This window comes from Oerskovia sp. NPDC057915 (genome assembly GCF_042887685.1).
Lineage (GTDB): Bacteria > Actinomycetota > Actinomycetes > Actinomycetales > Cellulomonadaceae > Oerskovia.
Genome location: NZ_JBHVOS010000033.1, coordinates 1 through 26204, shown reverse-complemented (window position 1 = coordinate 26204; position 26204 = coordinate 1). Strand labels below are relative to the sequence as shown.

Genomic DNA, 26204 nt, shown 5'->3' with positions numbered 1-26204 from the left:
ACTGAAAATCTGAACGAACCGTACGTGCGGTCCGCGGTGAACCGGTCATCCTGCTGGTGGGACGGGGTGGGGCTGGGCCGTGCGGGTGGGGCTGGTCGTGCGGGTGGTGCGTTCGGGGAGCCGGTCGAGCAGGTCGCCCTGGTCGACCGGCACCCCGGGGTCAGTCGGGCAGGGTCGCCCGGAGCCGGAGGTCGCGGATCGACCGTCCTGCTCGCAGGACGTGCCCGCCGGCAGCGGTGACCCACTGCTGCGCGGGGACGTCCCAGGTCTGGAGGGCGCGTGCGGGGACGCGCACGCGAGCCGTGGTGGTCTCGCCCGGGGCGGCGTCGACGACCGCGAAGCCGCCGAGCCAGCGCACGGGGCGGTGGGGGACGTCGGGCGCGTCGTGGGCCGAGGTGGCGTCGGGTTCGACGTAGACCTGCACGACCTCGCGGCTCGCGCGGGTGCCCGTGTTGCGGACGGTCACGTCGAGGAGCACGTCGTGGCCGGTCTCCTGCACGTTCGGCGCACCGACGACCGTCGCGCCCAGGTACCCCCACTCGGACCAGCCGAGGCCGTGGCCGAACGGGGCCGCGGGCGTGGCGCCCGTGCGCTCCCACGCGCGGTAGCCGACGTCGAGCCCTTCGGTGTACTCGACGACGCCCTCGCGCGGGACGGCGTGCGGGACGGGGACGTCCTCGGCCCGGGCGGGCAGCGTCCACGGGAGGCGGCCGGAGGGCTCGGTCGCCCCGAGCAGCGCGTCGGCGAGACCGGTCCCGGCCTCCTGCCCGCCGAGCCAGGCCCACAGGACGCTCGGTGCGTCGTCGAGCCAGGGCAGCAGGACGGGGGCGCCCGCGTTGACGACGACCACGGTCCGCGGGTTGGCCTGCAGGACGAGCTCGACCAACCTGTCCTGGTTGCCGGGCAGGTCGAGGTCGGGGCGGTCGTAGCCCTCGGACTCGACCTCCTCGGTCGTGCCGATCACGACGATCGCGACGTCGGCCTCACGGGCCGCGGCGACGGCGGCGTCGAGCAGCTCCTCGGCGCTCGCCCCGGGCAGCCGGTGGACCAGCTCGCCGCGCACGAACGACGCGTACCCGACGGCGTGCACCACCTGGAGCGTGGCGTCGAGGTGCGCGGTGCGCGGCTCGGCGACGTCGACGGTCACGGTGCGCGCCACGGGGTGGTTGTGGCCCGAGCTCAGCACGACGTCCTCATCGACCACGACGTCGCCGGTCGACACGACCTGCCCGTCGACCGTGACGGTGTGGACGCCGACCGTGCCGATGCCGACCTCGTGCCTGCCGGGCTCGTCGAGGTCGACGTCGGCGCGGACCCGCACGGCCACGGCGTCGGCGCGGACGTCCTGGAGCCAGCCGTCCCACGTCGGGGCCGTGCGGGAGTCGAGGACCTCGCCGTGGGCGTCGAGCAGCTCGACACGCAGCCCTGGGGCGCCCGTGAGCGGGTCGCTGCAGCGGCCGGAGACGTCGAGCGCGGGCGGGTTGGAGCGTGAGCGTGCGCCGTCGTGGACGAGGAGGCGCGTGCCCTCGGGCAGACCTGCGCGGATCTCCTCCTCGGGGGTCGAGACGCGGTCCGGGACCACGAACGACGACCCTCCGCCCTGGAGGAAGGGGGCGGTCGCGGCCGGACCGAGGAGGGCCACGGTCAGGGGGCGCCCCGGGGCTGCGAGGGCCGCGGGGTCGAGGGGCACGAGCGGGGCCTCCTCGCCGGCGGACCCGGCGCGCGGCGCGACCGGCGAGTTCCTGAGCACCACGATCGAGCGTGCGACGAGCTCACGGAGGAAGGCGGCCGACGCCTCCTGGTCCGTGAGCCCGTCGCGGGCCGACGACGCGGAGGAGGGTGCGCCGTCGGGCTGGAGGCCGGTCACCCGTGCGGTGCCGGGGAGGGAAGGCCCGCCGAGGTCGAGCGCGCCGACCCTGTGCGCCAGGCGCAGGAGGCGCAGGACCTTGTCGTCGAGCTCGGCCTCGGCGACCTCGCCCGAGCGGACGGCGTCGAGCAGGCCGTCGCCCCAGGGGCCGTCGGGGCCGGGCATCTGGAGGTCGAGCCCTCCCTCGACCGCGCCCCGGATCGACCTGGTCGCGACCCAGTCGCTCACGACGACGCCGTCGAACCCCCACTCGTCCTTGAGCACCCCCGTGAGGAGCGGGCGGTGCTCGAGGACGGGCGCGGCGGTCTCGCCGTCGTCGACGCCCGAGTAGGCGCCCATGACGCTCCAGGCCTGGGCCTCGTGCACGACGCGCTCGAACGGCGGGAGGTAGACCTCGCGCAGCGTGCGCTCGTCGAGGCGGGCGAGGTAGCGCGTGCGCTCGGTCTCCGAGTCGTTCGCGACGTAGTGCTTGACGCTCATGCCGACGCCGTTCTCCTGCGAGGCGCGCACGAGCCGGACCGCGATCTCGGCGGTCAGGTGCGGGTCCTCGGAGTAGCACTCGAAGTGGCGGCCGCCGACTGGCGTGCGCTGGAGGTTGATCTGCGGGGCGAGGACCACGTGGACGCCGTGCCGGCGGGCCTCGGACGCGAAGAGCGCGCCCGCGCGGGTCGCGAGGTCGAGGTCCCAGGTCGCGGCGAGCGCGCTGGGGGCGGGCAGCATCGCGGACGTCTGCGCTCCTGCTGCGGCACCGTCGGTCTCGCCGCCCGTGCCGCGCACGCCCACGGGGCCGTCCGACATGGCGACGGCGCGCAGGCCGATGCGCTCGATCGGGGTCGTGGTCCACATGCCCGCGCCGACGACGAGGGAGACCTTCTCCTCGACGGTGAGGTCTGCGGCGAGGCGCGCGAGGCGTTCCTCGGTCCCGTCGACGTCGGCGACGTCGGGGGTGACGTCGGTCGTGACGTCGTGGGTCTTCAGTGACACCAGGTGCTCCGTTCGGACGGCGTTGTCTGCTGGCCGATATACAACCACACTTACTTACAGGTCAGTAAGTCAGCGAAGATCACAGTATGGTTGCGGTCATGACAGAGGCCACACCGGCGCGCACGCGCCGACCGCGCAAGGGCACCGCCGCCCGACGCGAAGAGATCCTGCGCGCAGCCATGCGCGTCTTCGGGTCCAAGGGGTACCACCAGGGCTCGCTCGCCGAGGTCGCCGAGCAGGTCGGGATCACCCACGCCGGGGTGCTCCACCACTTCGGCTCCAAGAACCAGCTCCTCATCGAGGTCCTCGAGTTCCGCGACGTCGTCGACGTCGAGCACCTCGAGGGCAAGCACATCCCCGGCGGCCTCGACCTGTTCCGCCACCTCGTCACGACCGCCCGGATGAACGCCGAGCGCCCCGGCATCGTGCAGGCCTACACCGTCCTGACCGGCGAGTCCGTGACCGACCAGCACCCCGCGCGCGACTGGGCCACGAACCGCTTCGCGGGTCTGCGCGGAGACATCACGAGCGCCCTGACCACCGTGATCGCCGAACGACGCGAGGCCGGCCTCCTGACCCCCGAGGACGACGTCGCGCTCGACCCCGAGGCCCTCGACCGCGCCGCGAGCACGATCATCGCCGTCATGGACGGGCTCCAGACCCAGTGGTTGCTCGACCCCGACGCGGTCGACCTCGCAGGAGCCACAGCCTTCGCCATCGAGGCGATCCTCGCCTCGACGCTCGCCGCCTCGTACCGGGAGCGGCCGCTCGACCAGGGCACCACCCTCACAGTCGACTCATAGGAACACCACAGGCACGACCGAGGCACCGCGCGCACCATGGACCCATGACCACGACCCCCGCGCCCACGGAACCCCTCGTCTCCCCGCGCGCCCCCGAGCGCCTGACCCGCGCCGACGGCTCGCCCGTGCGCGTCCTCGTGGTCGACGACGAGCCCAACCTCGCCGAGCTCCTCACCTCGGCCCTGCGCTACGAAGGGTGGGACGTCTCGACCGCCCTCGACGGGCAGTCCGCCGTCCGCACGGCCCGCGACGTCGGCCCCGACGTGATCGTCCTCGACGTGATGCTGCCCGACCTCGACGGCCTCACCGTGCTGCGCCGCATCCGCGCGGTCTCCCCGGACGTCCCCGTCCTGTTCCTCACGGCCCGCGACACCGTCGAGGACCGCGTCGCGGGGCTCACCGCCGGCGGCGACGACTACGTGACCAAGCCCTTCAGCCTCGAGGAGGTCGTGGCACGGCTGCGCGGCCTCATGCGCCGCGGCGGCGCGACCGCCGCGCGCGAGGACTCGACCGTCGTCGTCGGCGACCTGGTCCTCGACGAGGACTCGCACGAGGTGTTCCGCGGCGGCGACCCCGTCCACCTGTCGGCGACTGAGTTCGAGCTCCTGCGCTACCTCATGCGCAACGCGCGCCGCGTCATGTCCAAGCCGCAGATCCTCGACCGCGTGTGGAACTACGACTTCCGCGGACAGGCCAACATCGTCGAGCTCTACATCTCCTACCTGCGCCGCAAGATCGACAAGGGCCGCGAACCCATGATCCACACGCTGCGCGGCGTCGGGTACGTCATCAAGCCCGCAGAGGGGGCCGGGGACACCGCACGCCCCCTGCCCGACGGCGCCGCGAAGGCCTGACGCGTGACCTCACCCCGGGCGTCGCTCACCGCCCGACCGCGCACCCTGCGCCGACAGCTCGTCGTCGTGCTCGTCGGGATCCTGCTCGTGCTCAGCGTCGCACTCGCCGTCAGCTCGACGCTCGCCCTGCGCACCAGCCTGGTCGACCGCCTCGACGACGAGCTCGTCCAGGCGAGCCAGCGCGCCGAGCGCGGTCCCTTCGACCGGCCGGGCGACCCGGCCCAGGCCCCGAGCGCCGCGACCTCCCCGGGTGATGCTCCGTCGTCGGGCACGGGGAACGACGACCCCCTGCCGCCCGGGCAGGGCGCCGGGACCATCAACGTCGTCTACTCGGGCGGCGAGGTGCAGTTCGCCGGGTACGTCGACGACCTGGGCGACCGGCGCGAGCTCGACACCGCCCAGATCGACGACCTCGAGTCCGTGCCCGCCGACGGCGAGCCGCACGACGTCGAGGTCGCCGACCTCGGGACGTTCCGCGCGATCTCGACCACGACGCAGCATGGCGAACCGTCCATCACGGCCATGAGCACGGCCTCGGTGAGCCAGACCGTCGAGGGCTACCTCCTGGTCGAGGTCGTCCTCGCGGGCATCGGGATCGCGCTCGCCTCGGTGCTCGGGACCTGGCTCGTCCGCCGCTCGCTGCGGCCCCTCGACTCGCTCGCCGACGCCGCCGTCCATGTGTCCGAGCTGCCCCTCGACCGCGGAGAGGTCGGCGAGATCCCGCGCGTCGACGAGCAGTTCACGGACGAACGGACCGAGGTCGGGCAGGTCGGCGCGGCGCTCAACCGCATGCTCGACCACGTCGAGGCGTCCCTCACCGCACGCCACGAGTCCGAGACGCAGGTCCGCCAGTTCGTCGCCGACGCGAGCCACGAGCTGCGCACGCCCCTCGCGTCGATCCGCGGGTACTCGGAGCTCGTGCGCCGATCCCCCGACGACGTCCCGCCCGACACGCTGCGCGCTCTCGACCGCATCGAGTCCGAGGCGCTGCGCATGGGCGGCCTCGTCGAGGACCTGCTGCTGCTCGCCCGGCTCGACGCCGGCCGACCGCTCGACCGCGAACCCGTCGACCTGGCGGCCCTCGCGATCGACGCGGTCGCCGACGCGCACGCGGCCAGCCGTGACCACGTGTGGGAGCTGGACCTGCCGCTCGCCGGAGGTGACGACCCGTCGCTCGAGGGTGACGACCCGGTGCGCGAGAGCGACGACCCGGTGCGCGAGGGCGACGCATCCTCCGCCGGGAGTGACGCGCCCTCCGCCGACGGCGACCGCCCCCGCGTCGGCGGTGACACGCTGACGCTCGACGGTGACGGGATCCTCGCCGAGGGCGACGCGCTGTGGGCCGACGGTGACGACACGTTCGACGTCCCCGACGTCACGGTCGTGGGCGACGAGGCACGCCTGCGCCAGGTCTTCGCGAACCTCCTGGGCAACGCCCGCGTCCACACCCCGCCGGGGACGCGCGTGGTCGTGGGTCTGCGGCCCGACGGCGACGACCACGTCGTCCTGTCGGTGACCGACGACGGCCCCGGCATCCCGCCCGCCCTGCTGCCGTCGCTGTTCCAACGGTTCAGCCGTGGGGACTCGGCACGCAACCGGGTCGGCGGCTCGACCGGGCTGGGTCTCGCGATCGCGCAGGCCGTGGTCCAGGCGCACGGGGGCGAGATCACGGTGCGCGACGCGGGCCCGGCTCCGTCGTCGGGCACGACGTTCGAGGTCCGGCTCCCCCGAGACCTGAACCCGTAGCCGTCGAGAACGGGGTTGAGGTCGTCATCCGTCGGACAACGACCTCAACCCCGTTCTCGGCACCCTGGAGGTTCCGTCAGAGGGCCGCGTGGGCCGCCTTCTCCTGCTGGTACTCCTCGATCGTCAGGGTCCGCAGTCGGGAGTTGCGACCCGTCGGGTTGTCGACGTAGCCCACGGCCGAGATGTACGGCTCGATCACGTGGATCTTCTGCAGCGGCGTCACGATGAGGAGCTGGAGTCCGAGGCTCTTGAAGAGCTCGAGCGCGAACCGCGTCGACTCGTCGGACCCGCGACCGAACGCCTCGTCGATCACGACGAACCGGAACGCCTTGGACCGCACCGCGCCCCAGTCGAGCTTGAACTGATACGCGAGCGAGGCCGCGAGGATCGTGTACGCGAGCTTCTCCTTCTGACCACCGGACTTTCCCCCGGAGTCGGAGTAGTGCTCGTGCTCGACGTCGTCCTCGCGCGAGCGCTCCGAGGCGGACAGCACGAACCAGCTCCGCACGTCGGTCACGCGACGCTTCCACGCCTCGTCTGCCTCGGCCTGCCCCTCGCGCCCGCGGAACCGCTCGACGATCGCCTTGACCCGCAGGAACCGCTCCTCCGAGTAGTACGCGACGGTCTCCTCGCCGGTGTCCTCGTCGCGCCGGCCCTCGAGGTCGAGCCCCAGGGCGCCGTCGGTGCACGCCCGCAGGTCCGCCCGGAACTCGCGCACCTCGGTGTTGGGCGTGGGCGCCATCTCGAGGCGGATGTACCGGCCGGGGTTGTAGTCGATCGCGCGCAGCGAGTCGTTGATGATCTCGACGCGCTCCCGGATCAGATCCGCCTGCTTGGAGAGCTCGGCGTGGAAGCCCGCGATGTCGCGGATCGTGTTGGTGTTGAGGTACGTCTTGAAGTCGACCTCGAAGCGTGGCAGGTCGTCGCGCGTGAGCCGCTCGTGCAGCGCCCGGTACTCGGGTGCGGAACGCACGTCGTTGTCGAGCTCGGTCGTCTCGACGGGGTACGCCGCCCGGAACGCCGTCATCTGCGCGGCGATGCGCGTCCCGAGCTGCCCCTGACGGGCCTGCGCCTCCTCGACCCGGCTCGTGAGCCTGGTCCGCAGCGCGCTCTCGACCGCGTCGGGCTCGACGTCGCCCGGCACGCCGCCCTGCGCGGCGGCCTGGTCGTCGGCCTCGGCGTCGAACAGGCGCGCGAGGTCGTCGACCAGGGCAGCGTCGAGCGGACCCTGCTCGGTCAGGACCCGCGCCGACCGCTCGCGCTGCGTGCGCGCGCTGTCGAGAGCGTGCTTGTCGGCGCCCGCCGCCGAGAGCAGCGCGTCGCGCTCGGACGCGATGCCCGCGGCCCGGCGCGCGAGGTCGCGGAGCTGGTCGGCGATGCGGCTGAGCTCGGTCGACGCGCCCTCGATGCGCCGCTTCTCCTCGTGGAGCTCGGCGATCGCGCGCACGGGCTCCTCCCAGTCGAGCTCGCGCCACTCGCGGAACACGTCGAGCCGGTTGAGCGCGCCCGACCGGGAGATCGCCGCGTTCTTCTCACGCCCGACCTCGTCGCGACGCTCCTCCAGGGCCGTGCGCCGCGCCGTGACGTCGGTGGCCTCGTCGAGCAGCGCGTCGATCTTGCCCTGGTTGCTCCAGCCGAGGACGTAGCCGCTGCGGTCGCGGACCGCGCGACGGTCGTCCTTCTCGTGGTGACTGGCCGAGTGCTTGACCTGCCCCTCGCGCGTCACGGCGCGCGGCACGCGCTGGAAGTCGGCGAGCGTGTCGGCGCACACGTAGTCGGCGCGCCGTTCGAGCTCGTCGCTCAGCCAGGTCGCGAGGTCGCCGTCCTTGACCTCGAGCAGGTCCGCGAGGAGCGGCCCGTCGTCCCGGCTCGCAGGCGTCCCGACGACGCCGCGCCCCTTCCCCGGCCGCCCCGCGGCGGGCGCGGGCACCCGGTGGTAGACGAGCTTGGACCGCAGGTCGTGCGAGTTGATCCACGCCGAGACGGCGTCGTAGTGCTGGGCAGGCACGAGCAGCGAGAGCGCGAAGCCGCGCAGCACGCGCTCGGCGGCCCCTTCCCACTCGGCGTGCTCGGCGCGCACGCCGATGAGCTCACCCGCGAACGGCAGGTCGGCGTCCGTGAGCCCGACGTCGGAGCACAGGCGCGACCGCAGGTCCAGGCTCGTGCGGGGCAGGTTGGACTCGCGGTCGGCCAGCGACTTCAGCTCGGCGTTGATCTCGCGGGCCTCGGCCTCGACCGCGCGCAGCTCGGCCGCGACCTCCCCGGCCCGGCCCTCGATCTCGCCCAGGGCGTCCTGCGCGTCCGACTGGAGGTCGGCAGCACGCTCGCGCAGCGCCACGAACTCGTCGCGCGACGCCACGGGCTCCAGCCCGGCCGCGGCCAGGTAGCGCGCGTACTCGTCGGCCTTGGCGCGGCGCTCGGCGCGCTCGACCTCGCGGCGTGCGACCTCGCCCTCGATCTGCGCGAGCCGGTCGCCGCCGTGCCCGGCGCGCTCGACCTCGAGGCGCTGGCGCTCGGCGTCGAGCAGCGCGAGCTCCTCCTTGAGTCGGTCGAGGCCGTCGGCCCTCGCCGCGATCGACGTCTCGAGCTCACCGATGCGCGCGTCCAGCGCCTCGACCCGGCGCCCCGCGGTGAACCCGCGCAGGGCCTCGCGCTGCGCGGACAGGGTCCGCACCTGCTCCCCCGCGGCGTCGTACGCGTCCGCGTCGGCGAGCAGGGGCGCGAGCTGGTCGATCTGCGCACGGGCCTTGACGACGGCGTCGTGCGCGCTCGTGAGGTCGTCGAAGTGCGCGACGAGCTTCTCGGTCCAGCGGGCCGCGTCGAACGGTTCGAGCATGTGCTCGCGCACGAACTCGTTGAGGTCCCCGACCGACTTCATCGACACCGTCTGGTGGAAGAGCTCCATGGCCTGCTCGGACTCGATGCCGAGCAGTCGGCGGAAGTCGCGCCCGTACTCCGGGAAGTGGTCGCGGATCTGCGCGCCGGACTCGCGCAGGCGCCGGCGCAGGACGTTGATGTCCCCGTCGAAGCCCGCGAAGTCGTCGGCGATCGTCATGGGTGACGTGCTCGTGACGTAGAAGCGCTCGGGCTGGCCCTGCGCACCGTCCTTGAGCCAGAACACCTGGGCCAGGACCGCGCGCGAGTCGAAGCCGCGGTTGGCGAACTCGCCCAGGATGACCGAGTAGGTGTGGCCGCGTCGCAGGCCCACGTGCCGGGAGGCACCCGTGACCTCGTTGCGCTCGGACTTGTAGTGCCCGGCCACGTAGGAGCGCAGCGTGCGCTCGCGCGTGTCCGCACCAGCGGCCTTGTTGTAGCTGATGCGGTTCGCGGGGAGCAGCAGGGTCGTGATCGCGTCGACGATGGTCGACTTGCCCGAGCCGATGTCTCCCGTGAGCAGCGCGTTGCGCCCTTCGAGCTCGAAGCTCCACGCGTACTTGTCGAACGTGCCCCAGTTGAGGACCTCGAGCCGGTCGAGGCGGTAGCCCGACCGCTGGTCCAGGTCCGCCGCCGCGTCGTGCAGCTCGACCGCGCTGAACAGTGCCTCGGCCATCAGGCCTCCTCGTGGGTCGTGCGGTCGGTGCCGGGCCCGGCGCCGAGCATGCTGTCGTCGTCGGATCCCGGGCCGTCCTCGACGCCGACCGTGCCACCGCCCACCGGAACCGGTGCACCTGCGGGGGTGCCGCCGTCGGGCAGGAGCGCTCCCCCGTCGCGCGACGCGAGCTCGGCCGCGTACTCCGCGAGCCTCGCGTCGAAGTCCGCGAGCCACTGCCCGTCGACGAACGCCTTGAGGATGCGCCGCACCTCGTACGTGTCCGGGGTGTCGGGCACCGGTCGCAGGAAGCCGAGCTCGACGACGCGCCGCACGTTCGCCTCGACGCGGTCGCGCGCCCGGGCCTCGTTGCTGGACCCGGGCAGGAAGACCTTGACGAGGTCCACGATCTCGTCGCGCGTCAGGACCAGACGCGTGTCGCCACCCTCGGAGTCGAACTGCGCGAGGCGCTTGCGCAGCAGCGCGAGCAGCAGGCTCACGTCGAACGACAGCTCGCGGCGCGCGACGAGGCGCGGGATGAACGTGCCGTCGTGCTCGTCCTCGGGCTGCGCGCGCAGGTAGGCGTACCCCTCGGACTCGTCGATGACGATCTCCAGGCCCAGCGTCGCGACGAAGTCCCGCGCCTGCGCCTCGAGCGCGAGCAGGTCGCGCCACGTGCGCGTGCCCGCCTCGCGGTAGACGACCCCCTTGACGAGCGAGGTCACGACGAGCGAGAGCTCGGGGCTGGGCCCACCGGTCTGCCCGGGGCGTTCGGTCCGGACGGGCTGCTGGCTCACGGGGTTCCCTCCTGAGGAGACGGCTGATCGGTCGGCTGGTCGGACGGGTCGGGCTGCGCCTGCGCGAGCGAGCGCGCGACGGCGCCCGCGAGATCCTTGGCCCCTGTCCGGGCGAACGTGACGCGCGGGACGCGGGCGACGCGCACGCTCGGCCCGACGGGCCTCGCGCGGGTCCCGTCGTCGTCCTCGGCTGCGGTGGCCGAGGCGTCGGTGGCCCCCGTGGTCTCGCCCCCCTCGTCGGCGGACGCGCCTCCGGGACCACCCGCCGCCGGGGCGTCGACGTCGGCGACGACCCACCGCACCTCGTCGGTGTGCGCCGGGTCGTGCACGACGGCGAAGCGCGGGTCGTCGAGCGACAGGTACGTCACGAGCTCCGCGAGTCCCTGCTCGAGCGGGTGCTCCTCCACGAGCTGCGCGAGCGAGACCTGGCCCCGGCGGCGCAGCGCGTCGCGGACCGTGCGGCTCAGGCGCTCGGGGTCGACGTGGACCTGCGTGAACAGGGCCGACGCGTCGAAGTCCGCGACGCCCGCGGTCACGCCCTCGCTGGCGAGGGGCTCCTGGTGCTGGGGCCGGTAGAGGGGTCGCTCGGTCGGCAGGTGCACGTCGACCGAGGTTGCGTCCATGGTCGTCGCGAGCGGCCCGGTGTCCGCGGCCCCCAGGCGCTGGCGGTCCGGGGTGTCGCGGAGCGCGAGGGCGCGGGACTCGATGCTGCGCAGCACGTCGATGACGCGCCGGTTCTCGAGCCACACCTGGTCGTCGAGGAAGCGGCGCAGCTGCTCCGACAGGACCCGCACGGTCGACTGCGTGCGCTCGCCCGCGTCGAGCCAGTCGTAGTGGATGCGGCGCAGACGGCGCCCGGCCGCGCGACCGGTGATGCCGGGAGCGGCCTCGCCGTCGTCCCCGACCTGCTCCTCGAGCGCCGGCAGGGCCTGGACCTTCTCGACGAGCTCGGCGAACTCCTCCTGACGCTGGCGGTCCAGGAGGAAGTCGTAGAACGCGTGGAAGCTGCGCCCCTGGTCCGAGTCGGCGATCGCGGACCGGCTCCCGACGACCGCGTCCAGCAGGTCGCCCTTGGCGCCGTCCCAGCCCGTGATGCGCTCGCGCATCTCGCGGTCGAGGGTCCGGAAGTTCGCCTCGACCTCGCGGAAGTCCGCGAGCAGGTCGGCAGCCGTGCCCGTGAGCTGCTGGTAGCGGTCGCGCTGGGCCGCGGCGTCGAGCAGCGAGAGCTGGCCCGCGCGCACACGCTCGATCTCCTCGTCGATCCGCGCCCGCCGTGCCTCGAGCTCGCGCAGGCGCGCGTCGGCGTCGGACTCGGTGCCGACCGTGAGCTGACGCAACAGCTCGAAGACCGTGTTGAGGCGCGACTCCGTGCCCACGAAGCTGCGCTCGCGCAGCGCCGAGACCCACGAGACGGCCTTCTCGACGGCCGGGGTCGCGTCGTAGTGCGCCTCCTCCGAGCCCGTCGGGTAGAACTTGCGCAGCCATCCCTGCTCGGGTGCGGACCAGTGGTCGAGGTAGGCCTTGGGCGAGCGCGGGTACCTGCGCGCCTCGGCCTCCTCCTCCGTCTCCCCCTGACCGACGGTGTCTCTCCCCGCCGCGGGCTCGTCGCCCTCCGTGGGGGGCCGGGGCTGCGCGCGGGCTGGTCGGTCCGGACCGTCGATCGCGTACAGCGCGTCGTCGAGGAGCGAGACCAGCTCGGCCTCACCGATCGAGCGGACGTTCTGCTCGACGAAGACCGTGCCGAGGAAGCTCAGCGCGAGCGGCGCGTTGTCCGAGCGCAGGAGGCGCCAGGCGGGGGTGCGCCGCAGGGCGTCGATGTCGTCGTGCTGCACTCAGGCCCTCTCGCGCGTGCTTGTTCGGTGCCGACCGGTGGCTCGTTCGTGCGCCGGTCGGGGCGGTTGCTGCAAGGAGTCGCACGATCAGCCGCACCGAGCATCCTAGGCGCCGGGTCCCACGATCCCGGGATCGGCACGGTCCTCAAAGGCACCCTGTTCGCGCCCACGCCGACTTCCGTCGAAGCCCTCCGTCGAACGATGTACGCGCGGCGAGCAAAGATCGGCGAGGTGGCCGACGCCGTCGGGCACCCGCGTGACCAGCATGGACACCATGCCGAGCCTCCTCGAGAACCCGCTGGTCCTGCTGATCCTCGCGTGCGAGGTCGGCTTCTGGGTCGTGCTCACCGCGGGCCTGATCGCACGGTACGTGCTGCGTCGGCAACGCCTCAGCACGGTCCTGCTGCTCAGCGTGCCGCTCATCGACCTGCTGCTCGTGACCGTGTCGATCGCGGACGTCGCGAGCGGGTCGCCGCCCGAGGCCGTGCACGGGCTCGCAGCCGTGTACCTGGGGTTCACGGTGGCGTTCGGGCACTCGGTCGTCTCGTGGGCCGACGCTCGCGCTGCCCACCACTTCGCTGGCGGACCGCCGCCCGTCAAGCCGCCCAAGACCGGCATGGCGGGCCTCGTGCACGAGCTCGGGCTGCTGGCGCTCGTCGCACTCGCGACCGTGATCGCGCTCGGCGTCGTCGGGACCCTGTCGATCGTCGCGGGCGACGGGCTGCTCCCGCCCACCCAGTGGCCCGGCGACCCGCTGTGGGGCTGGGCGCTGCGCGTCGCGATCCTGCTCGGTGCGTGGATCGTGCTCGGTCCCGTGTGGGTGCTGCTCGGGCTCGGGGGCGACACGAAGGACAGCGGCGGGCGGGGTGACGGGGCGAGCGCGGAGGCCGAGGGGGCCGGGGACGCCGCGCGGGGGCGTGTCCCGGTGGGCTCGGACGAGCCGGTCGAGCCGGTCGACCCGTTGGCCCCGGTGACCCCGGCGACCCCGGCGACCCCGGCGACCCCGGCGGGTGGCTACAGGTCGGACGGTGCGTGACGACGGCACCCTGCTGCCGAGCATGCGGTTGGCGTCAGCCGAGCATGCGGTTGGCGTCCGATCCAGACCGGATTCCGACGCCAACCGCATGCTCGGCAGCGACGGGTGGGGGTGGGGGCGACGGGTGGGGGGGCGCCGGTGGCGCCGGTCAGCCGTCCAGCCAGTCCTTGGCCGCCGCCAGCAGCTCGGCGTCGTCCAGCGAGGCGTCGAGCCGCAGCCGCGGGTCCGTCCAGCCCGCGAGCGCCCGGGCGCGCTCGGCGAGCGAGTCCCACCCGGGCTCGGGCAGCGACGGGTACCGCGTGCCCCGGGTCACGAGGCGTCGGCGGTGCAGGTCCTCGTCCGCGAGGTAGACCTCGACGAACCAGAGCCGGGTCGCCGCCCGCGCCGCGAGGTCGACCCACTGCTGCCGGGCCGCAGGGTGGTCGTTGACCGCGTCGACGATCACGGCGTGGCCCAGGAGCAGGTTCTCCTCCGCGGCCGCCTCAACGGCGAGGTATGCACCCAGGCCAGTGACGTCGTCGTGCACCGCCCCTGCGCGAAGGAACGCGTCCTCGACGGGGTCGACGCTGAGCACCACCGCCCTCAGGTCGCGCGCGAGGAGGCGCGCGAGTCGACTCTTGCCGGTTCCGGGCAGTCCCGCCATGGCGATCAGCACGATCGAGAGACTAGGCCCCAGGCGCCGGAAGGGCGCGTCGAACATGCCGACGCCGTCGGTCGAACGCGCCGAGAACGGGGTTGAGGCCGCCACCGGACCGGTAGCGACCTCAACCCCGTTCTCGACCGAGGACGCTACGGCGTGGTCGCTCCTAGGGTGTACGCACCCCCGCCCGCGTACGCGTTCACCACGTACCGGTAGTACCCGGCGGTGCCGGTGTACGTGATCGCCTCCGCTGCACCGGAGGACGTCGACTGCGCGACGTTCGCCCACGCGGACCCGCTCCACTTCTGCAGGTACAGGTCCAGGTCCGTGCCGGCCGGGCCGCTCAGGCACACGCGGTGCGTCCCGCTGTTCTGGACCGTGACGTACGAGCCGTTCGGCTGCGCGACCGAGGTCCCCGCCGAGACGCTGCCCTGGTACGTGCGGGCATAGCCCGTGCACCCGGCCGGCGGCGGCTCGTTGCCGCCGCCCCCCGAGGTCACGAGCGTGAGCCCGTACGCCCCGAGCGCCTCGTTGACGGGCTGGAAGTACGTCGTGCCGCCCGACGAGCAGTTGCCGGACCCGCCCGAGGTCACGCCCTGCGCCTGGTTGCCCGCGAGGAGCGAGCCGCCCGAGTCTCCGGGCTCGGCGCACACGTTCGTGCGGATGAGCCCCGAGACGGTCCCCTGCGGGTACGTCACCGAGCTGTTGTAGGCCGCGATCGTGCCGCAGCGCCAGCCCGTCGTGGAGCCCGACCGGCAGACGGAGGCCCCCACGGGCGCGGCCGTCGAGCCCGCGACCGTGACGCGCCCGCCGCTGTAGTTGTTGACCGCGCCGACCGGGGTGTTGCCCGCGTCGACCTGTACCCAGGCGTAGTCGTTGCCGGGGAAGCTCGACCCGCGGAACGTGCCGCCCGGCCCCGACGTGCGGGTGCCGACCGTGCCGCAGTGCCCGGCGGTGATGAAGCCCCCGTTCACCGCGAAGCCGACCGAGCAGCGCCCGCCCGAGCCCATGGTGTATGCGTTGCCGCCCACCACGTCGATGAGCGGCCGAGGTGCCTCGGTCGTGGTCACGTAGGTGATGGCGTCGGCGGGCACGCCCGCGCTCGCGGCGGCCTGCTCCGCGAGGGCGCGGCCGCCGTCGTGCACGTTGACGACGACCTGGTTGGTCGTGACGTCGACGAACCAGCTCGGCACCGCGGCCGGGTCGGTGAGCTCGCCGTCGAGCGCCGCCTTCCACGTGTCGAGCTCGGCGAGCGTGTGGTCGACGACCACCGGGGTCGCGCCCGCCGCACGGACCTCCTCGGTCTCGGTGGCGTCGGCGACGCCCACGTACAGCGCGTTCTTCGCGGGGTCGACCCAGGCGCCCGCGAAGGCGTCCAGGCTCTCGGCGAGAGCGTCCTCGGTGCTCGCCGCGTCGGACTGGAACGCCAGACGCTTCGTCGCGTCCTTGGCGCTCAGCCCCAGGTCCCGCTGGAGGGCGCGGAGCACCTCGGGCGAGACCTTCGAGGAGGTCGGGGGTGAGATCGTCGGTGCATCGGGGCTGGGTGTCGCCGCGTTCGCGGCGAGCGCTGTGGGTCCGGCAACCATCGCCGTCGCGGCGCACACCGTGGTGAGCGTCCTCCAGAATGATCGTGCCATCTCGCTGTCCCTTCGTCGGGTCCCGGGATCGCCGGGTGAACGAGGCTCACGCTAGGGAGCGGGACGCGGGCGGCACAGATGCCAGCCGGGTCATACCGGGGCGTTATGTACGGGTCTCCCCGTAGGCGTCGAGCCAGCACAGGTAGCGGGGGCTGCGACTCACGGCGTCGTGGTGGGACCGGACGGCGGCGTCCACGAGCACCTCGACGGGCAGGTGCGCCGAGCCGCCCCGCCAGCCCACGTAGTGCGCCCAGCGCAGCGGGGCGCCGTCGAGCGGCACGACCTGCGTGCCCGGGGTGTCGGGGAACGTCGGCTGGACCAGGGCGACCGCGTGTCCGGCCTGGACCAGGTCGATCACGGTCGGCCGGTCGGCCTCGCTCAGGCCCGACGGCGTGAAGCCCGCCCGCGCGCACGCCTGCGCGAAGCACCGTTCGAAGCACCCGTCGCCGGGCCCGCTGAGCCACACCTCGTCGGCGAGCTCGCCCAGCGGGACCGACGAGCGTTCGGCAAGCGGGTGGGCGTCGGGCAGCAGCACGAACACGGGGTCGACGTCGACGCGCCACCAGGCGACACCTCCCGTCGTGGGCGGGGTCGCATCGGAGCACAGGCCCACGAGCGCGACGTCGAGCGTGCCCGTCGCGAGCTGTTGCGCGGTGTCGTCCACGGACCAGCTCGTGGCGGTCGTGACCCGGACGTCGGGCAGGGCCGTGACGAGGCGGTGCACGAACCGGCCCGCGAGCGCGCTCGCCACGGTCCCGACGCGCAGGGTCCCCGGGCCGTCCTCGTCACGGTTGACGTGCTGCTGGACGTCGTCGAGCAGCGAGGTCATGGCGGGCAGCACCATACGGGCCCGGCCCAGGACGAGCTCCCCGAGGGCCGTGGGGTGGGCGCCGCGCTGGTCACGGGTGAAGACCTGCCCACCGAGCGACCGGTCGATGCGGTTGAGCTGCGCGGTCAGCGCCGGCTGGGCGATCCCGAGCGCCGCCGCGGCGCGGGTCACGCTCCCGTGGTCCGCGACGGCCACGATCAGCCGCAGGTGCCGGAGCTCGAGGTCCATGCGCCCGAAACTAGCGCGGCGGGTGACGTTTCACCCCCGGGAGCGAGGGGCCGAGCACGGGGTTGAGGTCGTTCTGGGGCTCAGATCGACCTCAACCCCGTGCTCGGCGCGGACGTCGTCGGGCTGGGTCGGAGGACTGGCCCAGGCGGCGGGCCGCCCGGTGGAGCATCGCCGTGAGCACCGGTCCGTGGGCCAGGCGCACCGGCGCGAAGTAGGCGCGCCCCCTCCACCCGTGCAGGCGCACGACGGTCGTGACGCGCACGAGGCGAGCGGCGCCGTCGACCCCTACCGCGCAACGGAAGTCCAGGTGCGTGTCGTCCGCGACGATGAGCGCCTCCTCCCCCTCGACCCGCGCCACGTCGAAGACGCCCTGGTCCCCGCGGCCCACCCCGATGAGCGGGACGAGCGCCTGCCGCAGCGCGAACGCGGCCCGTACCCACAGGGGTGTCGAGCGGACGTCGAAGATCGCGCGGGCCCAGGCGGCGGGGTCGGTCGTGGCGCCGTCGGGCAGGGGCACGACCACGACGTCGGCGTGGTCCGGTCGGGGGACGTCCTCGAACGCGAGCGAGGAGAAGTGGGGCTCCGCAGGTGCTGCGGTCATGGGATCGCCTTCCTCGAACCTGGCCGTACGCCACCGTACGGTTCTCCATACGGTAGCGTACGGGGCATGCCGCCGACCACCCGTCTCGACGCCTCCGCGTGGGTCGACGCCGCCTACGACGCCTTCGCGACCGACGGGCTCGACGCCGTCAAGGTCGAGGCCGTCGCACGCACGCTCGGCGCGACCAAGGGCTCGTTCTACTGGCACTTCGCCGACCGGCAGGCCCTCGTCGACGCCGTCCTCGCCCGCTGGGAGGCCGAGACCGCACGGATCGCCGAGGAGGTCGAGGCCACACCCGGCAGCCCGGCCGACCAGCTCGCCGCACTCTTCGCCGCCGTGACCCGCCGCCGCTCGCCCCGCACGGGCGAACAGCTCCTCTACGCGCAGACCGCCCTCCCGGGCGTCGCTGCGGCCATGTCCCGCGTCACGGCGCGACGGCTCGACGTCGTCACGCGCCTCCTGCGGACGGCAGGCTTCACGCCCGACGAGGCCCGGGCACGCGCGACCATCGCGCTCGCGACCGTCGTGGGCGCCGAGCACCTGACGCTCGCGACCCCGGACCTTGCCCCCACGGGGGACGACGCGCGGGCCGTGCGGGACCTGAGCCTCGCGATGATCCTCGGCCGGGGCTGACGGCGGGCTCGAGCAGGGTCGGGCTCCGTGCGGTCGAGCACGAGGTCGAGGCCGTCATCACCCGGAGAACGACCTCAACCTCGTGCTCGGCGCCCAGCGCCTCAGCGGCTCGGCGGCTCGGCGGCTCGGCGGCTCGGCGGCTCAGACTCACGGCACCAGGAAACCGTCCCGCACCAGGCCGCGCACCGCCGGGAGCAGCTCGCCCGCGAGGTCACCGGCCGGGACCTCGAACAGCGACGCGATCGCGCCGATCAGCTGTCCGACGGTGAGCTCGCCGTCGCTCGCCCCCACGAGCGCGGCCAGCCCGGTCGACGCCTGGATCCCGCGCCCCAGGCCGTCGCCCTGCCGCACGATCACGACGTTCGGGTCCTCGGCGCCGGGCGTCAGGTAGTGCTCCTCCGTCACGTCGGGGGCCACGGCGAGCCGGGAGGACGCGAGCGCCGCGTCGTCGCGGGCCGCGAGCCAGTCGTGCGCCGCGAGCGAGGCGGCCAGGTGCCCGCCGAGCGGCTGACGCACCGATCCCGTGTGCTCCTCGAGGCGGCGCAGGCTCACGCGGTGCCCCTCGGCGGGCTTGCGGAGCGTGACGATCCCGAAGCCCACGGCCTCGACGTCGCGCGTCGCGAAGTCGTCGAGCCACGCCTCGTACGACGCGGCCCACGCGCCGGGTTCGCGCTCAGGGGTCGTGCCGCCGTCGCGGATCCACGTCTCGGCGTACTCGGCCGGGTCCAGGACCTCGCGCTGGACGACCCAGCCGTCGAGCCCGGCCTCCTCGAGCCAGGCGCCCACGCGCTCGGTCCAGGGCTCGCCCGGTCGGTGCTCCCAGTTGCCGAGCATCTGCGCGACACCGCCCGGTGCGAGCACGTCCCCGACGTTCAGGATCAGGTCGCGCACCAGGTCGTCGCCCGCGCGGCCGCCGTCGCGGTACTCGTACTCGGGGATCGTCCCCGAGCCCGGGGTGCGCGGCGTGATGACGAACGGCGGGTTGGAGACGACGAGGTCGAACTGCTCGCCCGCGACCGGGTCGAGCATCGAGCCCTCCCGCAGGTCCAGGCTCACCCCGTCGAGGGCCGCGTTGAACTCGGCGAACCGCAGCGCACGCCGGGAGATGTCGGTCCCGACGACGGACTGCGCGTGCCGCGAGGCGTGCAGCGCCTGGATGCCGCAGCCGGTCCCGAGGTCGAGCACGCGGTCCACGGGCGTGCGCATCGTGACCTGCGCGAGCGTGATCGAGGCACCACCGGCGCCGAGGACGTGGTCGCCTGCGAGGCGTCGCCCGGTCGCGAGCTCGCCCAGGTCCGAGGCCAGCCACCAGGTGACCGGACCGGCGGCGTCGGCCGCGGCGTAGGGGCGCAGGTCGAGGAGGGCGCGGACGCCGTCGTCGGGGCCGTTGCCCGCCGCGGCCACGAGCCCGAGGCGCGCGGCGCCGTCGGTCCCCACGCCCGGCAGCGCGGCGTCGAGGTCCGCGCGGCGCACCTCGAGGCCCAGCAGGAAGAGCCCGGCGAGGACGGCCCGCGGGTCCTTCGTGCCCGACGACGCCGCACCGGTCGCGTCGTCGAGCGCGGCCCGGGCGACGCGCAGGGCCGGGACGGCCTGCTCGCGGTGCAGGGCCGCGGCGGCGAGCGGACCGAGGAAGTCCTCGACCCCGTCGACCGTGTAGGAGGCGGCCGCGAGGTCGTCGCGCAGCAGCGGCAGGAGGCGTGGGTCGATCGTGGGTTCACCGAGGGACATGCCCCTATCCTCCCCCGGTCGGCGCGCAGGGCGCCCGGGACCGACGCCGAGGGGCCGGCCTCGCAGCGCTCGCTGCGGGACCGGCCCCTCCTGGACGGCTCTCGGGTCAGGCTTCGCAGTTCTCCGCGGAGAACGTCTCGAGGTTCTTCATCGCGGCGGTCACCTCGTCGCTCTGGATGTCGTCGCCGACGGCGGTCGCCTTGTCGAGGAACGCGGGGTCGGTCGGGTCGAGGTCGTTGAGCTCGGTGAAGGCTTCCCCCGCACCGGCCATGGCCCCGGTCAGGACCTTCCAGTCCGCGGCGACGTCGTCGGGGGCGGTGATCTTCTCCATCTCGGCGGCGAGGGTGGTGAAGGCGCCACCGGTGCTCGCGAGGTCCGACGGGTCGACGTCGGCCATCGTGGCGTCGAGGTCCTCGCCGGCCTTGCAGAACGCGGCGACGTCAGCGCCGCCGCTGCACGCGGCGAGGGAGAAGGTCAGGAGGACGGCGGTCGCGATGCCGCCGAGGGTCGTGGTCGTGCTCATTCGGTTGGTCACGGACCCCATCCTGGAGCATTGCTGAGAGCATCGTCGCCAGAATTCACGCCCTGGGGAGTTCTCCCCGTCCACCTCACGCGCGGCAGGTGGTGTCCAGGTAGGCCGTCACACGCGCCGACGCCGCCGTCATCGCCTCCGTGTCGAGGTCCTTGCCCACGTCGTCGAGCGCCTTGACGATCTCCTTCGGTGCGTCGCTGTCGGCCTTCGCGAGCGCCTTGGCCGCGGTCGAGACGTAGGACGTCACGGTCTTCCAGTCGGCCGCGACGTCCGCGGGGGGCTCGACGCTCGTGAGCGCGACCCGGGCGTTCTCGAAGCCCGTCACCAGGGTGCGGGGGTGGTCGACGCTCATCGACACCTGCGCGGTGTTGGCCGCGGCCCACGCGGCCTCGGTCTCGGCGCAGAACGACGTGTCGGCGGCCGGGTCGGCGGGGGCTGCCGCGTCCCCCTCCGCTGCGGCGGCGTCCGCGTCAGCCGCCGACGCCGCGTCGGTCGCGGCATCGACCGCGGTGCTGTCAGCGGCCGCGTCGCTCGCGGACGACGTGGGCGACGCGGCGGACGGCTCGGCGTCGCCCCCACCCGAGCAGCCTCCCAGGGCGAGCAGCGCGACGACGGCGAGCGCCGTCGTCGGGCGCAGGAACGAGGTCTTCATCCCTCCATGATGCGGGCTCGAGGCCGTGCACCGAAAACGCCCGGCCCCCTCAGGAGCCGGCGGGGCGACGCGGAGCGGACGGCCAGCACCGCGCCGCCGGCCACGGTCCCCGGCCACCTGACCCGCGACCGTCACCAGTTCTCCACGGTGGACGGCGCCCCCTTGGTCCGTTTCCTCCCTAGGATGACCGCGTGAGCGCGACGCAGCGAGAGACGGTCGGACCCTCCCACGCCACGGGACCGGAGGGTGAGCCCCTCCCCGCCCGCGCCGACACCCCTCCGGCCGGCCCCCCGGACCTCACGACCACGGCCCGACGGCGGAGCACCGACGCGCGCGTCCCCGTCCAGGCGCGCAGCAGCGACCGGCAGCGCGCCATGGTCGACGCCGCCGCACGCCTCCTGCTCGCCGAGGGCTTCCCGGCGGTCACGCACCGACGGGTCGCGCGCGCGGCACAGGTCCCGCAAGGCTCCGCCTCGTACTACTTCCCGTCGAGCTCCGCGCTCGTCACGGCCGCGGTCGAGGCCGCCGAAGAGCTGCGCGGCACCGCAGCGACCCAGAAGGCCGCCAGCCTTGCGCGTCGTGACCGCTCGACCGCGACGACGGCCCGGCTGCTCATCGAGACGTTCTACGCGCCCTCGGTCGACGACCAGGTCGTCGACGTCCGGCTCGACCCCGTGCTCACCGCGATGCGCGACCCCGCGCTGCGCCCCATCCTGCGCGCGAGCCGCCCCCGGCTGCTCGGGGCCCTGCGGACAGTGCTCGAGGCCAGCGGGTACGACCACGTCACCGACGTCGACCTCCTGGGTCACTTCATCGACGCCGCGCTGCTGTCCGCGGCCGCCGACGGGACCGAGGACGTCCTCGACAGGGCGACCGGCACGACCGCGCGGTTGCTCGAGCACTGGCGGTGACGCGGGCGGCTCGCCCGGGGGTCCGCCCGGACGTCAGAACGAGCGTGACCTCGGGGTCACGCTCGTCCTGGCACGTCGGCGCGGGAGGACGCCGGCTCAGCCCGCCCGCACCGCCTGCGGCTCCTCCGACATCTGCTCGCGATCCACGCGCGCCGCGCGCAGCCTCGACAGGATGACGGCCCCGAACGCGATGCCCGCCGCGACCACGGCGATCGCGATGCGCAGCGTGTGGTTGGCGTCCTCGGGGACGCTCAGCAGCACCACGGCCGGGGCGATGAGCACCGAGACCAGGTTCATGACCTTGAGCAGCGGGTTGATCGCCGGGCCGGCCGTGTCCTTGAACGGGTCGCCCACGGTGTCGCCCACGACGGTCGCCTCGTGCGCGGGCGACCCCTTGCCGCCGTACGCGCCGTCCTCGACGATCTTCTTCGCGTTGTCCCACGCGCCGCCCGAGTTCGCCAGGAAGACCGCCATGAGCACGCCCGCCCCGATCGCTCCGGCGAGGAAGCCCGCGAGCGGCCCCACGCCGAGCCCGAAGCCCACCGCGATGGGCGCGAACGCGGCCAGCAGGCCGGGCGTCGCGAGCTCGCGCAACGAGTCGCGCGTGCAGATGTCGACGACCTTGCCGTACTCGGGCCGCTCGTCGTACGTCATGATCCCGGGGTGCTCGCGGAACTGGCGGCGCACCTCGTAGACGATCGCACCGGCCGCGCGGGTCACCGCGTCGATCGCGAGGCCCGAGAACAGGAACACGGTCGCGGCGCCGAGGATCACGCCGACCAGGGTGATGGGCGAGATGATCGAGTAGTCGAGCATCGAGACGACGAGCCCGCCGGCCGGGTTCGTGATGTCCGCGAGCGCCCCGCCCACGGCGTCGGCGTACGACCCGAACAGCGCGGTCGCCGCGAGGACCGCGGTCGCGATCGCGATGCCCTTGGTGATGGCCTTGGTCGTGTTGCCCACGGCGTCGAGGTCGGTGAGGATCTGCGCGGCCTCCGGGTTGCCGTCGCCCGCCTCGCCGACGGCCATCTCGTAGATGCCCTGCGCGTTGTCCGAGACGGGCCCGAACGTGTCCATCGCGACGATCACGCCGACCGTCGTCAGGAGGCCGCAGCCCGCGAGCGCGATGAGGAACAGCGACAGCCAGACCGAGCCGCCCGCGATGAGGAAGACACCGCAGATCGCCGCGGCGATGATGCCCGCGGTGTACACCGCGGACTCGAACCCGACCCCGATCCCGGACAGGACGACCGTGGCCGCACCCGTGCGGGAGGTCGCTGCGACGTGGAGGGTGGGCTTCGACGTCGTGCCCGTGAAGTAGCCCGTGACCCACAGGATGATGCCTGCCAGGACCACGCCGATGAGGACCGCGAGCGCCGCGACGACGCGCGGGTCGCTCGTGACGTCGCCCAGGTCCGCGGTGCCCGACAGCTCGGAGAACGAGGACGGCAGGTACACGAACGCCGCGACGCCCGCGAGGACCGCGCCGAGCAGCGCCGAGAGGTAGAAGCCCCGATAGATCGCCCGCAGGCCGTTCTCGCTGCCGCGCACGCGCGTGATGAACACGCCCAGCACCGCGACGAACGCGCCGATCGCCGTGACGATCAGGGGGAAGACGAGCCCCTGCTCGCCCATCGCGGCCTTGCCGAGGATGAGGGCCGCGACGAGCATGACGGCGTACGACTCGAACAGGTCGGCGGCCATGCCCGCGCAGTCGCCCACGTTGTCGCCCACGTTGTCCGCGATGGTCGCGGCGTTGCGCGGGTCATCCTCGGGGATCCCCTGCTCGACCTTGCCCACCAGGTCCGCACCGACGTCCGCCGCCTTGGTGAAGATCCCGCCGCCCACGCGCATGAACATCGCGAGCAGTGCAGCCCCGAACCCGAACCCCTCGAGCACGGCCGGTGCGTCCCCTCGGTACAGCAGCACCACGCCGGCCGCACCGAGCAGGCCTAAACCCACGACGGACATCCCCACCACCCCACCGGTCCGGAACGCGACGCGCGCCCCCTCGGCCCGTCCCCCGGGCCTGGTCGCGGCCGACGCGACGCGCACGTTCGCGCGCACCGCGAGCCACATCCCCAGGTAGCCGATGCACGCGGAGAACCCGGCACCGACGAGGAACGCGACCGACCGCCCCACCTTGATCCCGGCGTCGCCGGGCAGGAGGAACAGGAGTCCGAAGACGATCACCGCGAACAGCGCCAGGGTCCGGAACTGCCGGTTGAGGTAGGCCGAGGCCCCCTCCTGGATGGCCTGGGCGATGTCCTGCATCTTCGCGGTGCCCTCGGGAGCGGCCAGGACCTGGCGTCTGAGGACGAACGCGAAGACGAGCGCGGCGAGGCCTATGGCCCCGATCACCGCGACGATCGTGAGACTGGTGGAGCTGAGCGTGAGCATCCGTCCTCCTTGACGACTGCTGGACCGGGGTCACCGGCTGGCCCCCCGGCACCCCCGGAGGATGCGCCCGAGTCTAGTCATGTGTGGCGTGCGTCACGAGACGTCGTGCGACGCCTCGTGCGAGCGTGTCCGTGCACGACGACGACGGCGGCACGCACCTGTCGGTGCGTGCCGCCGTGCCGCCCCGGCCCTGGCCCGGGACGGGAGGCGCCGTGGCACCCTCGGGCGCCTCGTCAGACGGGCTGGCGAAGTGCGACCGTCGGGAAGTCGACGGGCACGGCGAGGGCGATGTTGACGTAGTTGGTGAACAGGTTGAGCGCGACGTGGGCGATGGTCTCGACGATCTGCTCGTCGGTCCATCCCTGGGCACGGACCGCCTCGAGGTCCTCGGCGTCGACCTGTCCCCTCGACTCGACGAGCTGGAGCACGAAGCCGAGCAGGGCTGCGGTCCGGGGGTCGTCCGACGTCCCGGACTGCGCGGCGGCGAGCGCCTCACGGGTGACACCGGCCCGGCGCCCGAGCGCGGTGTGGGCCGCGAGGCAGTACTCGCACGAGTTGCGGTCGGCGACGGCGACGGCGATCTGCTCGCCGATCGCTGGGCCGAGGGTCCCGCCGCCGAGCGCACCGAAGGCTCCCCACATGCTCTGCAGGGCGGCGGGCGAGTTGGCGACTGCTCGGAACATCGTCGGCACGGTGCCGAACGCTGCCCGGACCTCGTCCAGCTGCGTCGTGACGGTTCCCGTCGTGGACCGGGGGTCGATCAGGGGGACACGGGACATGAGGGCTCCTTCGTGAGGGGGTGGTCGCCTCCGGTTTGACCGGGGCGATTCCCACGATGCCAGCCACTGACGGACGATATGAGTCGAATCCTCTTGAGTTCTTACCGGATCGTCCGGCATCCTGGTCAGATGCCTCCGCCGGACCGTCTCGCAGCCCTGCTCGACTCCTATCGGGTGCGCTCCCGTCTCTTCCACGTCGGCCCTCTGTGCGGCGTCACGACGTTCGCCGCGCAGCCCGGCCGGGGATTCCTGCACGTGCTGCGCCGCGGCGAGATGGGGATCAGCCACCAGACGGGGGGCAGACTGTCCGAGCCTCGGGTCGTCGACCGCCCGACGCTCCTGCTCTATCCGCAGCCGCTCGAGCACGTCTTCCATAACGCACCGACCGAGGACTCCGACTTCGCGTGCGCGACGTTCGACGTCGAGGGCGGCGCGACCCACCCGCTCGTCCGCACCCTTCCGCCGGTGCTGCTCTTCCCGCTCGACGAGATCGAGAGCCTCGGGCCGTCGCTCGACCTGCTGTTCGCCGAGATCGACCAGGTGCGGTGCGGTCAGCGTCTGGTCGCCGACCGCCTGTTCGACGTGGTCCTCGTCCAGCTCTTCCGCTGGATGCTGGACCACCCGAGCGACCTCGACCTGCCACCGGGCCTCCTCAACGGGCTGTCGGACGAGAACCTCGCCCGCCCGCTCGTCGCGATCCACGAGTCCCCCGGGCGCAGATGGACCGTGGAGGCGATGGCCCGCGAGGCGCGCATGTCGCGCAGCTCGTTCGCGCTGCACTTCAGGACCACCGTCGGCGAGTCGCCCAACGAGTACCTGACGTCGTGGCGGCTCACGGTCGCCCAGAACCGGCTCCGGGGCGGCACCTCCGTGGCCCGTACCGCGACGGAGGTCGGGTACGCGACGCCCGCGGCGTTCTCCCGGGCGTTCTCCCAGCGGCTGGGGCGCTCCCCGCGCGCCTGGCTGGCCGCCGACGGCGGCGGCGGCTCGTGACATCGACCTCCGGCGCACCGGCAGGCCTCCGTGCACACCCGCCGCCACATGGCGTAGCATCTAGAACGACTCCAAGATTGGAATCCTTCAACTTTAGCGGAGCGCGACGTGACCGACCTGATCGATACCACCGAGATGTATCTGAAGACGATCTATGAGCTGGACGAGGAGGGGATCGTTCCTCTGCGTGCGC

At 73.4% G+C, this 26204-nt stretch carries 20 protein-coding genes and 1 pseudogene; 8 read left to right on the top strand and 13 right to left on the bottom strand.

Annotated features, from left to right (window positions below):
• Positions 1-160: 160 nt before the first annotated feature.
• Positions 161-2851, bottom strand: coding sequence for a beta-glucosidase (locus tag ACFVQ3_RS17870; protein WP_387641940.1), 2691 nt, complete (start codon positions 2849-2851; stop codon positions 161-163).
• 98 nt (positions 2852-2949) lie between these two features.
• On the opposite strand from ACFVQ3_RS17870, the gene ACFVQ3_RS17865 reads away from it, so the two are divergent.
• The 3 genes from ACFVQ3_RS17865 to ACFVQ3_RS17855 are packed head-to-tail and all read left to right on the top strand — an operon-like array spanning position 2950 to position 6254.
• Positions 2950-3654: a TetR/AcrR family transcriptional regulator gene (locus ACFVQ3_RS17865; RefSeq protein ID WP_387641938.1), complete on the top strand. Its 705-nt coding sequence runs from the start codon at positions 2950-2952 to the stop codon at positions 3652-3654.
• Between the two features lie 44 nt (positions 3655-3698).
• Positions 3699-4508 carry a response regulator transcription factor gene (locus tag ACFVQ3_RS17860; protein ID WP_387641935.1) on the top strand — a complete coding sequence of 270 codons (810 nt, stop codon included), beginning with the start codon at positions 3699-3701 and terminating at the stop codon, positions 4506-4508.
• A 3-nt stretch (positions 4509-4511) separates the two neighbouring features.
• Complete coding sequence (locus tag ACFVQ3_RS17855) at positions 4512-6254, top strand: sensor histidine kinase (RefSeq protein ID WP_387641932.1); 1743 nt, start codon at positions 4512-4514, stop codon at positions 6252-6254.
• 76 nt (positions 6255-6330) lie between these two features.
• On the opposite strand, the gene ACFVQ3_RS17850 is transcribed toward ACFVQ3_RS17855, so the two are convergent.
• Genes ACFVQ3_RS17850 through ACFVQ3_RS17840 form a run of 3 tightly spaced genes read right to left on the bottom strand, consistent with a single transcriptional unit; the run spans position 6331 to position 12412 of the window.
• Positions 6331-9804: an ATP-binding protein gene (locus ACFVQ3_RS17850; RefSeq protein WP_387641930.1), complete on the bottom strand. Its 3474-nt coding sequence runs from the start codon at positions 9802-9804 to the stop codon at positions 6331-6333.
• The gene (locus tag ACFVQ3_RS17845; RefSeq protein WP_387641927.1) at positions 9804-10580 is read right to left on the bottom strand and encodes a DUF4194 domain-containing protein; all 777 of its coding nucleotides are present in this window, start codon (positions 10578-10580) and stop codon (positions 9804-9806) included. Before ACFVQ3_RS17845 ends, ACFVQ3_RS17850 begins: the two co-directional genes overlap by 1 nt.
• A complete protein-coding gene (locus ACFVQ3_RS17840) occupies positions 10577-12412 on the bottom strand; it encodes a DUF3375 domain-containing protein (RefSeq protein ID WP_387641925.1) in 1836 nt (611 codons plus the stop codon). The genes ACFVQ3_RS17845 and ACFVQ3_RS17840 overlap by 4 nt, the downstream gene beginning before the upstream one ends.
• 274 nt (positions 12413-12686) lie before the next feature.
• On the opposite strand from ACFVQ3_RS17840, the gene ACFVQ3_RS17835 reads away from it, so the two are divergent.
• Positions 12687-13448: a hypothetical protein gene (locus ACFVQ3_RS17835; RefSeq protein ID WP_387641923.1), complete on the top strand. Its 762-nt coding sequence runs from the start codon at positions 12687-12689 to the stop codon at positions 13446-13448.
• Between the two features lie 148 nt (positions 13449-13596).
• Here the strand turns inward: ACFVQ3_RS17835 and ACFVQ3_RS17830 are convergent, their stop codons facing one another.
• From ACFVQ3_RS17830 to ACFVQ3_RS17815, 4 genes are all read right to left on the bottom strand, one after another.
• Positions 13597-14148, bottom strand: coding sequence for an AAA family ATPase (locus tag ACFVQ3_RS17830; RefSeq protein WP_387641921.1), 552 nt, complete (start codon positions 14146-14148; stop codon positions 13597-13599).
• Positions 14149-14237: 89 nt separating this feature from the next.
• Positions 14238-15725, bottom strand: coding sequence for a S1 family peptidase (locus ACFVQ3_RS17825; protein WP_387641919.1), 1488 nt, complete (start codon positions 15723-15725; stop codon positions 14238-14240).
• Between the two features lie 103 nt (positions 15726-15828).
• Positions 15829-16782: a LysR family transcriptional regulator gene (locus ACFVQ3_RS17820; RefSeq protein ID WP_387641916.1), complete on the bottom strand. Its 954-nt coding sequence runs from the start codon at positions 16780-16782 to the stop codon at positions 15829-15831.
• Positions 16783-16873: 91 nt separating this feature from the next.
• Positions 16874-17383 (bottom strand): DUF2867 domain-containing protein, encoded by a 510-nt coding sequence (locus ACFVQ3_RS17815; protein WP_387641914.1) that lies wholly within the window; start codon positions 17381-17383, stop codon positions 16874-16876.
• A 66-nt stretch (positions 17384-17449) separates the two neighbouring features.
• On the opposite strand from ACFVQ3_RS17815, the gene ACFVQ3_RS17810 reads away from it, so the two are divergent.
• The gene (locus ACFVQ3_RS17810) at positions 17450-18016 is read left to right on the top strand and encodes a TetR/AcrR family transcriptional regulator (protein WP_387641911.1); all 567 of its coding nucleotides are present in this window, start codon (positions 17450-17452) and stop codon (positions 18014-18016) included.
• Between the two features lie 147 nt (positions 18017-18163).
• Here the strand turns inward: ACFVQ3_RS17810 and ACFVQ3_RS17805 are convergent, their stop codons facing one another.
• From ACFVQ3_RS17805 to ACFVQ3_RS17795, 3 genes are all read right to left on the bottom strand, one after another.
• The gene (locus ACFVQ3_RS17805; protein ID WP_387641908.1) at positions 18164-19744 is read right to left on the bottom strand and encodes a methyltransferase; all 1581 of its coding nucleotides are present in this window, start codon (positions 19742-19744) and stop codon (positions 18164-18166) included.
• Between the two features lie 106 nt (positions 19745-19850).
• On the bottom strand, positions 19851-20279 hold the full coding sequence (locus ACFVQ3_RS17800) for a hypothetical protein (protein WP_387641905.1): 429 nt from the start codon (positions 20277-20279) through the stop codon (positions 19851-19853).
• Positions 20280-20352: 73 nt separating this feature from the next.
• Entirely contained in the window at positions 20353-20928 is a 576-nt protein-coding gene (locus ACFVQ3_RS17795; protein WP_387641903.1) for a hypothetical protein, read from the bottom strand.
• Positions 20929-21119: 191 nt separating this feature from the next.
• Between ACFVQ3_RS17795 and ACFVQ3_RS17790 the strand changes: the two genes are divergently transcribed.
• Positions 21120-21839 carry a TetR/AcrR family transcriptional regulator gene (locus ACFVQ3_RS17790; protein ID WP_387641901.1) on the top strand — a complete coding sequence of 240 codons (720 nt, stop codon included), beginning with the start codon at positions 21120-21122 and terminating at the stop codon, positions 21837-21839.
• Positions 21840-21935: 96 nt separating this feature from the next.
• Here ACFVQ3_RS17790 and ACFVQ3_RS17785 read toward each other — a convergent pair whose 3' ends face one another.
• Both ACFVQ3_RS17785 and ACFVQ3_RS17780 read right to left on the bottom strand, forming a co-directional pair.
• A complete protein-coding gene (locus tag ACFVQ3_RS17785; RefSeq protein ID WP_387641899.1) occupies positions 21936-24239 on the bottom strand; it encodes a sodium-translocating pyrophosphatase in 2304 nt (767 codons plus the stop codon).
• A gap of 233 nt (positions 24240-24472) precedes the next feature.
• Positions 24473-25018, bottom strand: coding sequence for a carboxymuconolactone decarboxylase family protein (locus ACFVQ3_RS17780; protein WP_387641896.1), 546 nt, complete (start codon positions 25016-25018; stop codon positions 24473-24475).
• Positions 25019-25147: 129 nt separating this feature from the next.
• On the opposite strand from ACFVQ3_RS17780, the gene ACFVQ3_RS17775 reads away from it, so the two are divergent.
• Positions 25148-26011, top strand: a complete 864-nt coding sequence (locus tag ACFVQ3_RS17775) for an AraC family transcriptional regulator (RefSeq protein WP_387641893.1) — start codon at positions 25148-25150, stop codon at positions 26009-26011.
• 108 nt (positions 26012-26119) lie between these two features.
• A pseudogene (locus ACFVQ3_RS17770) lies at positions 26120-26204 on the top strand (dihydrofolate reductase); the annotation flags it as partial.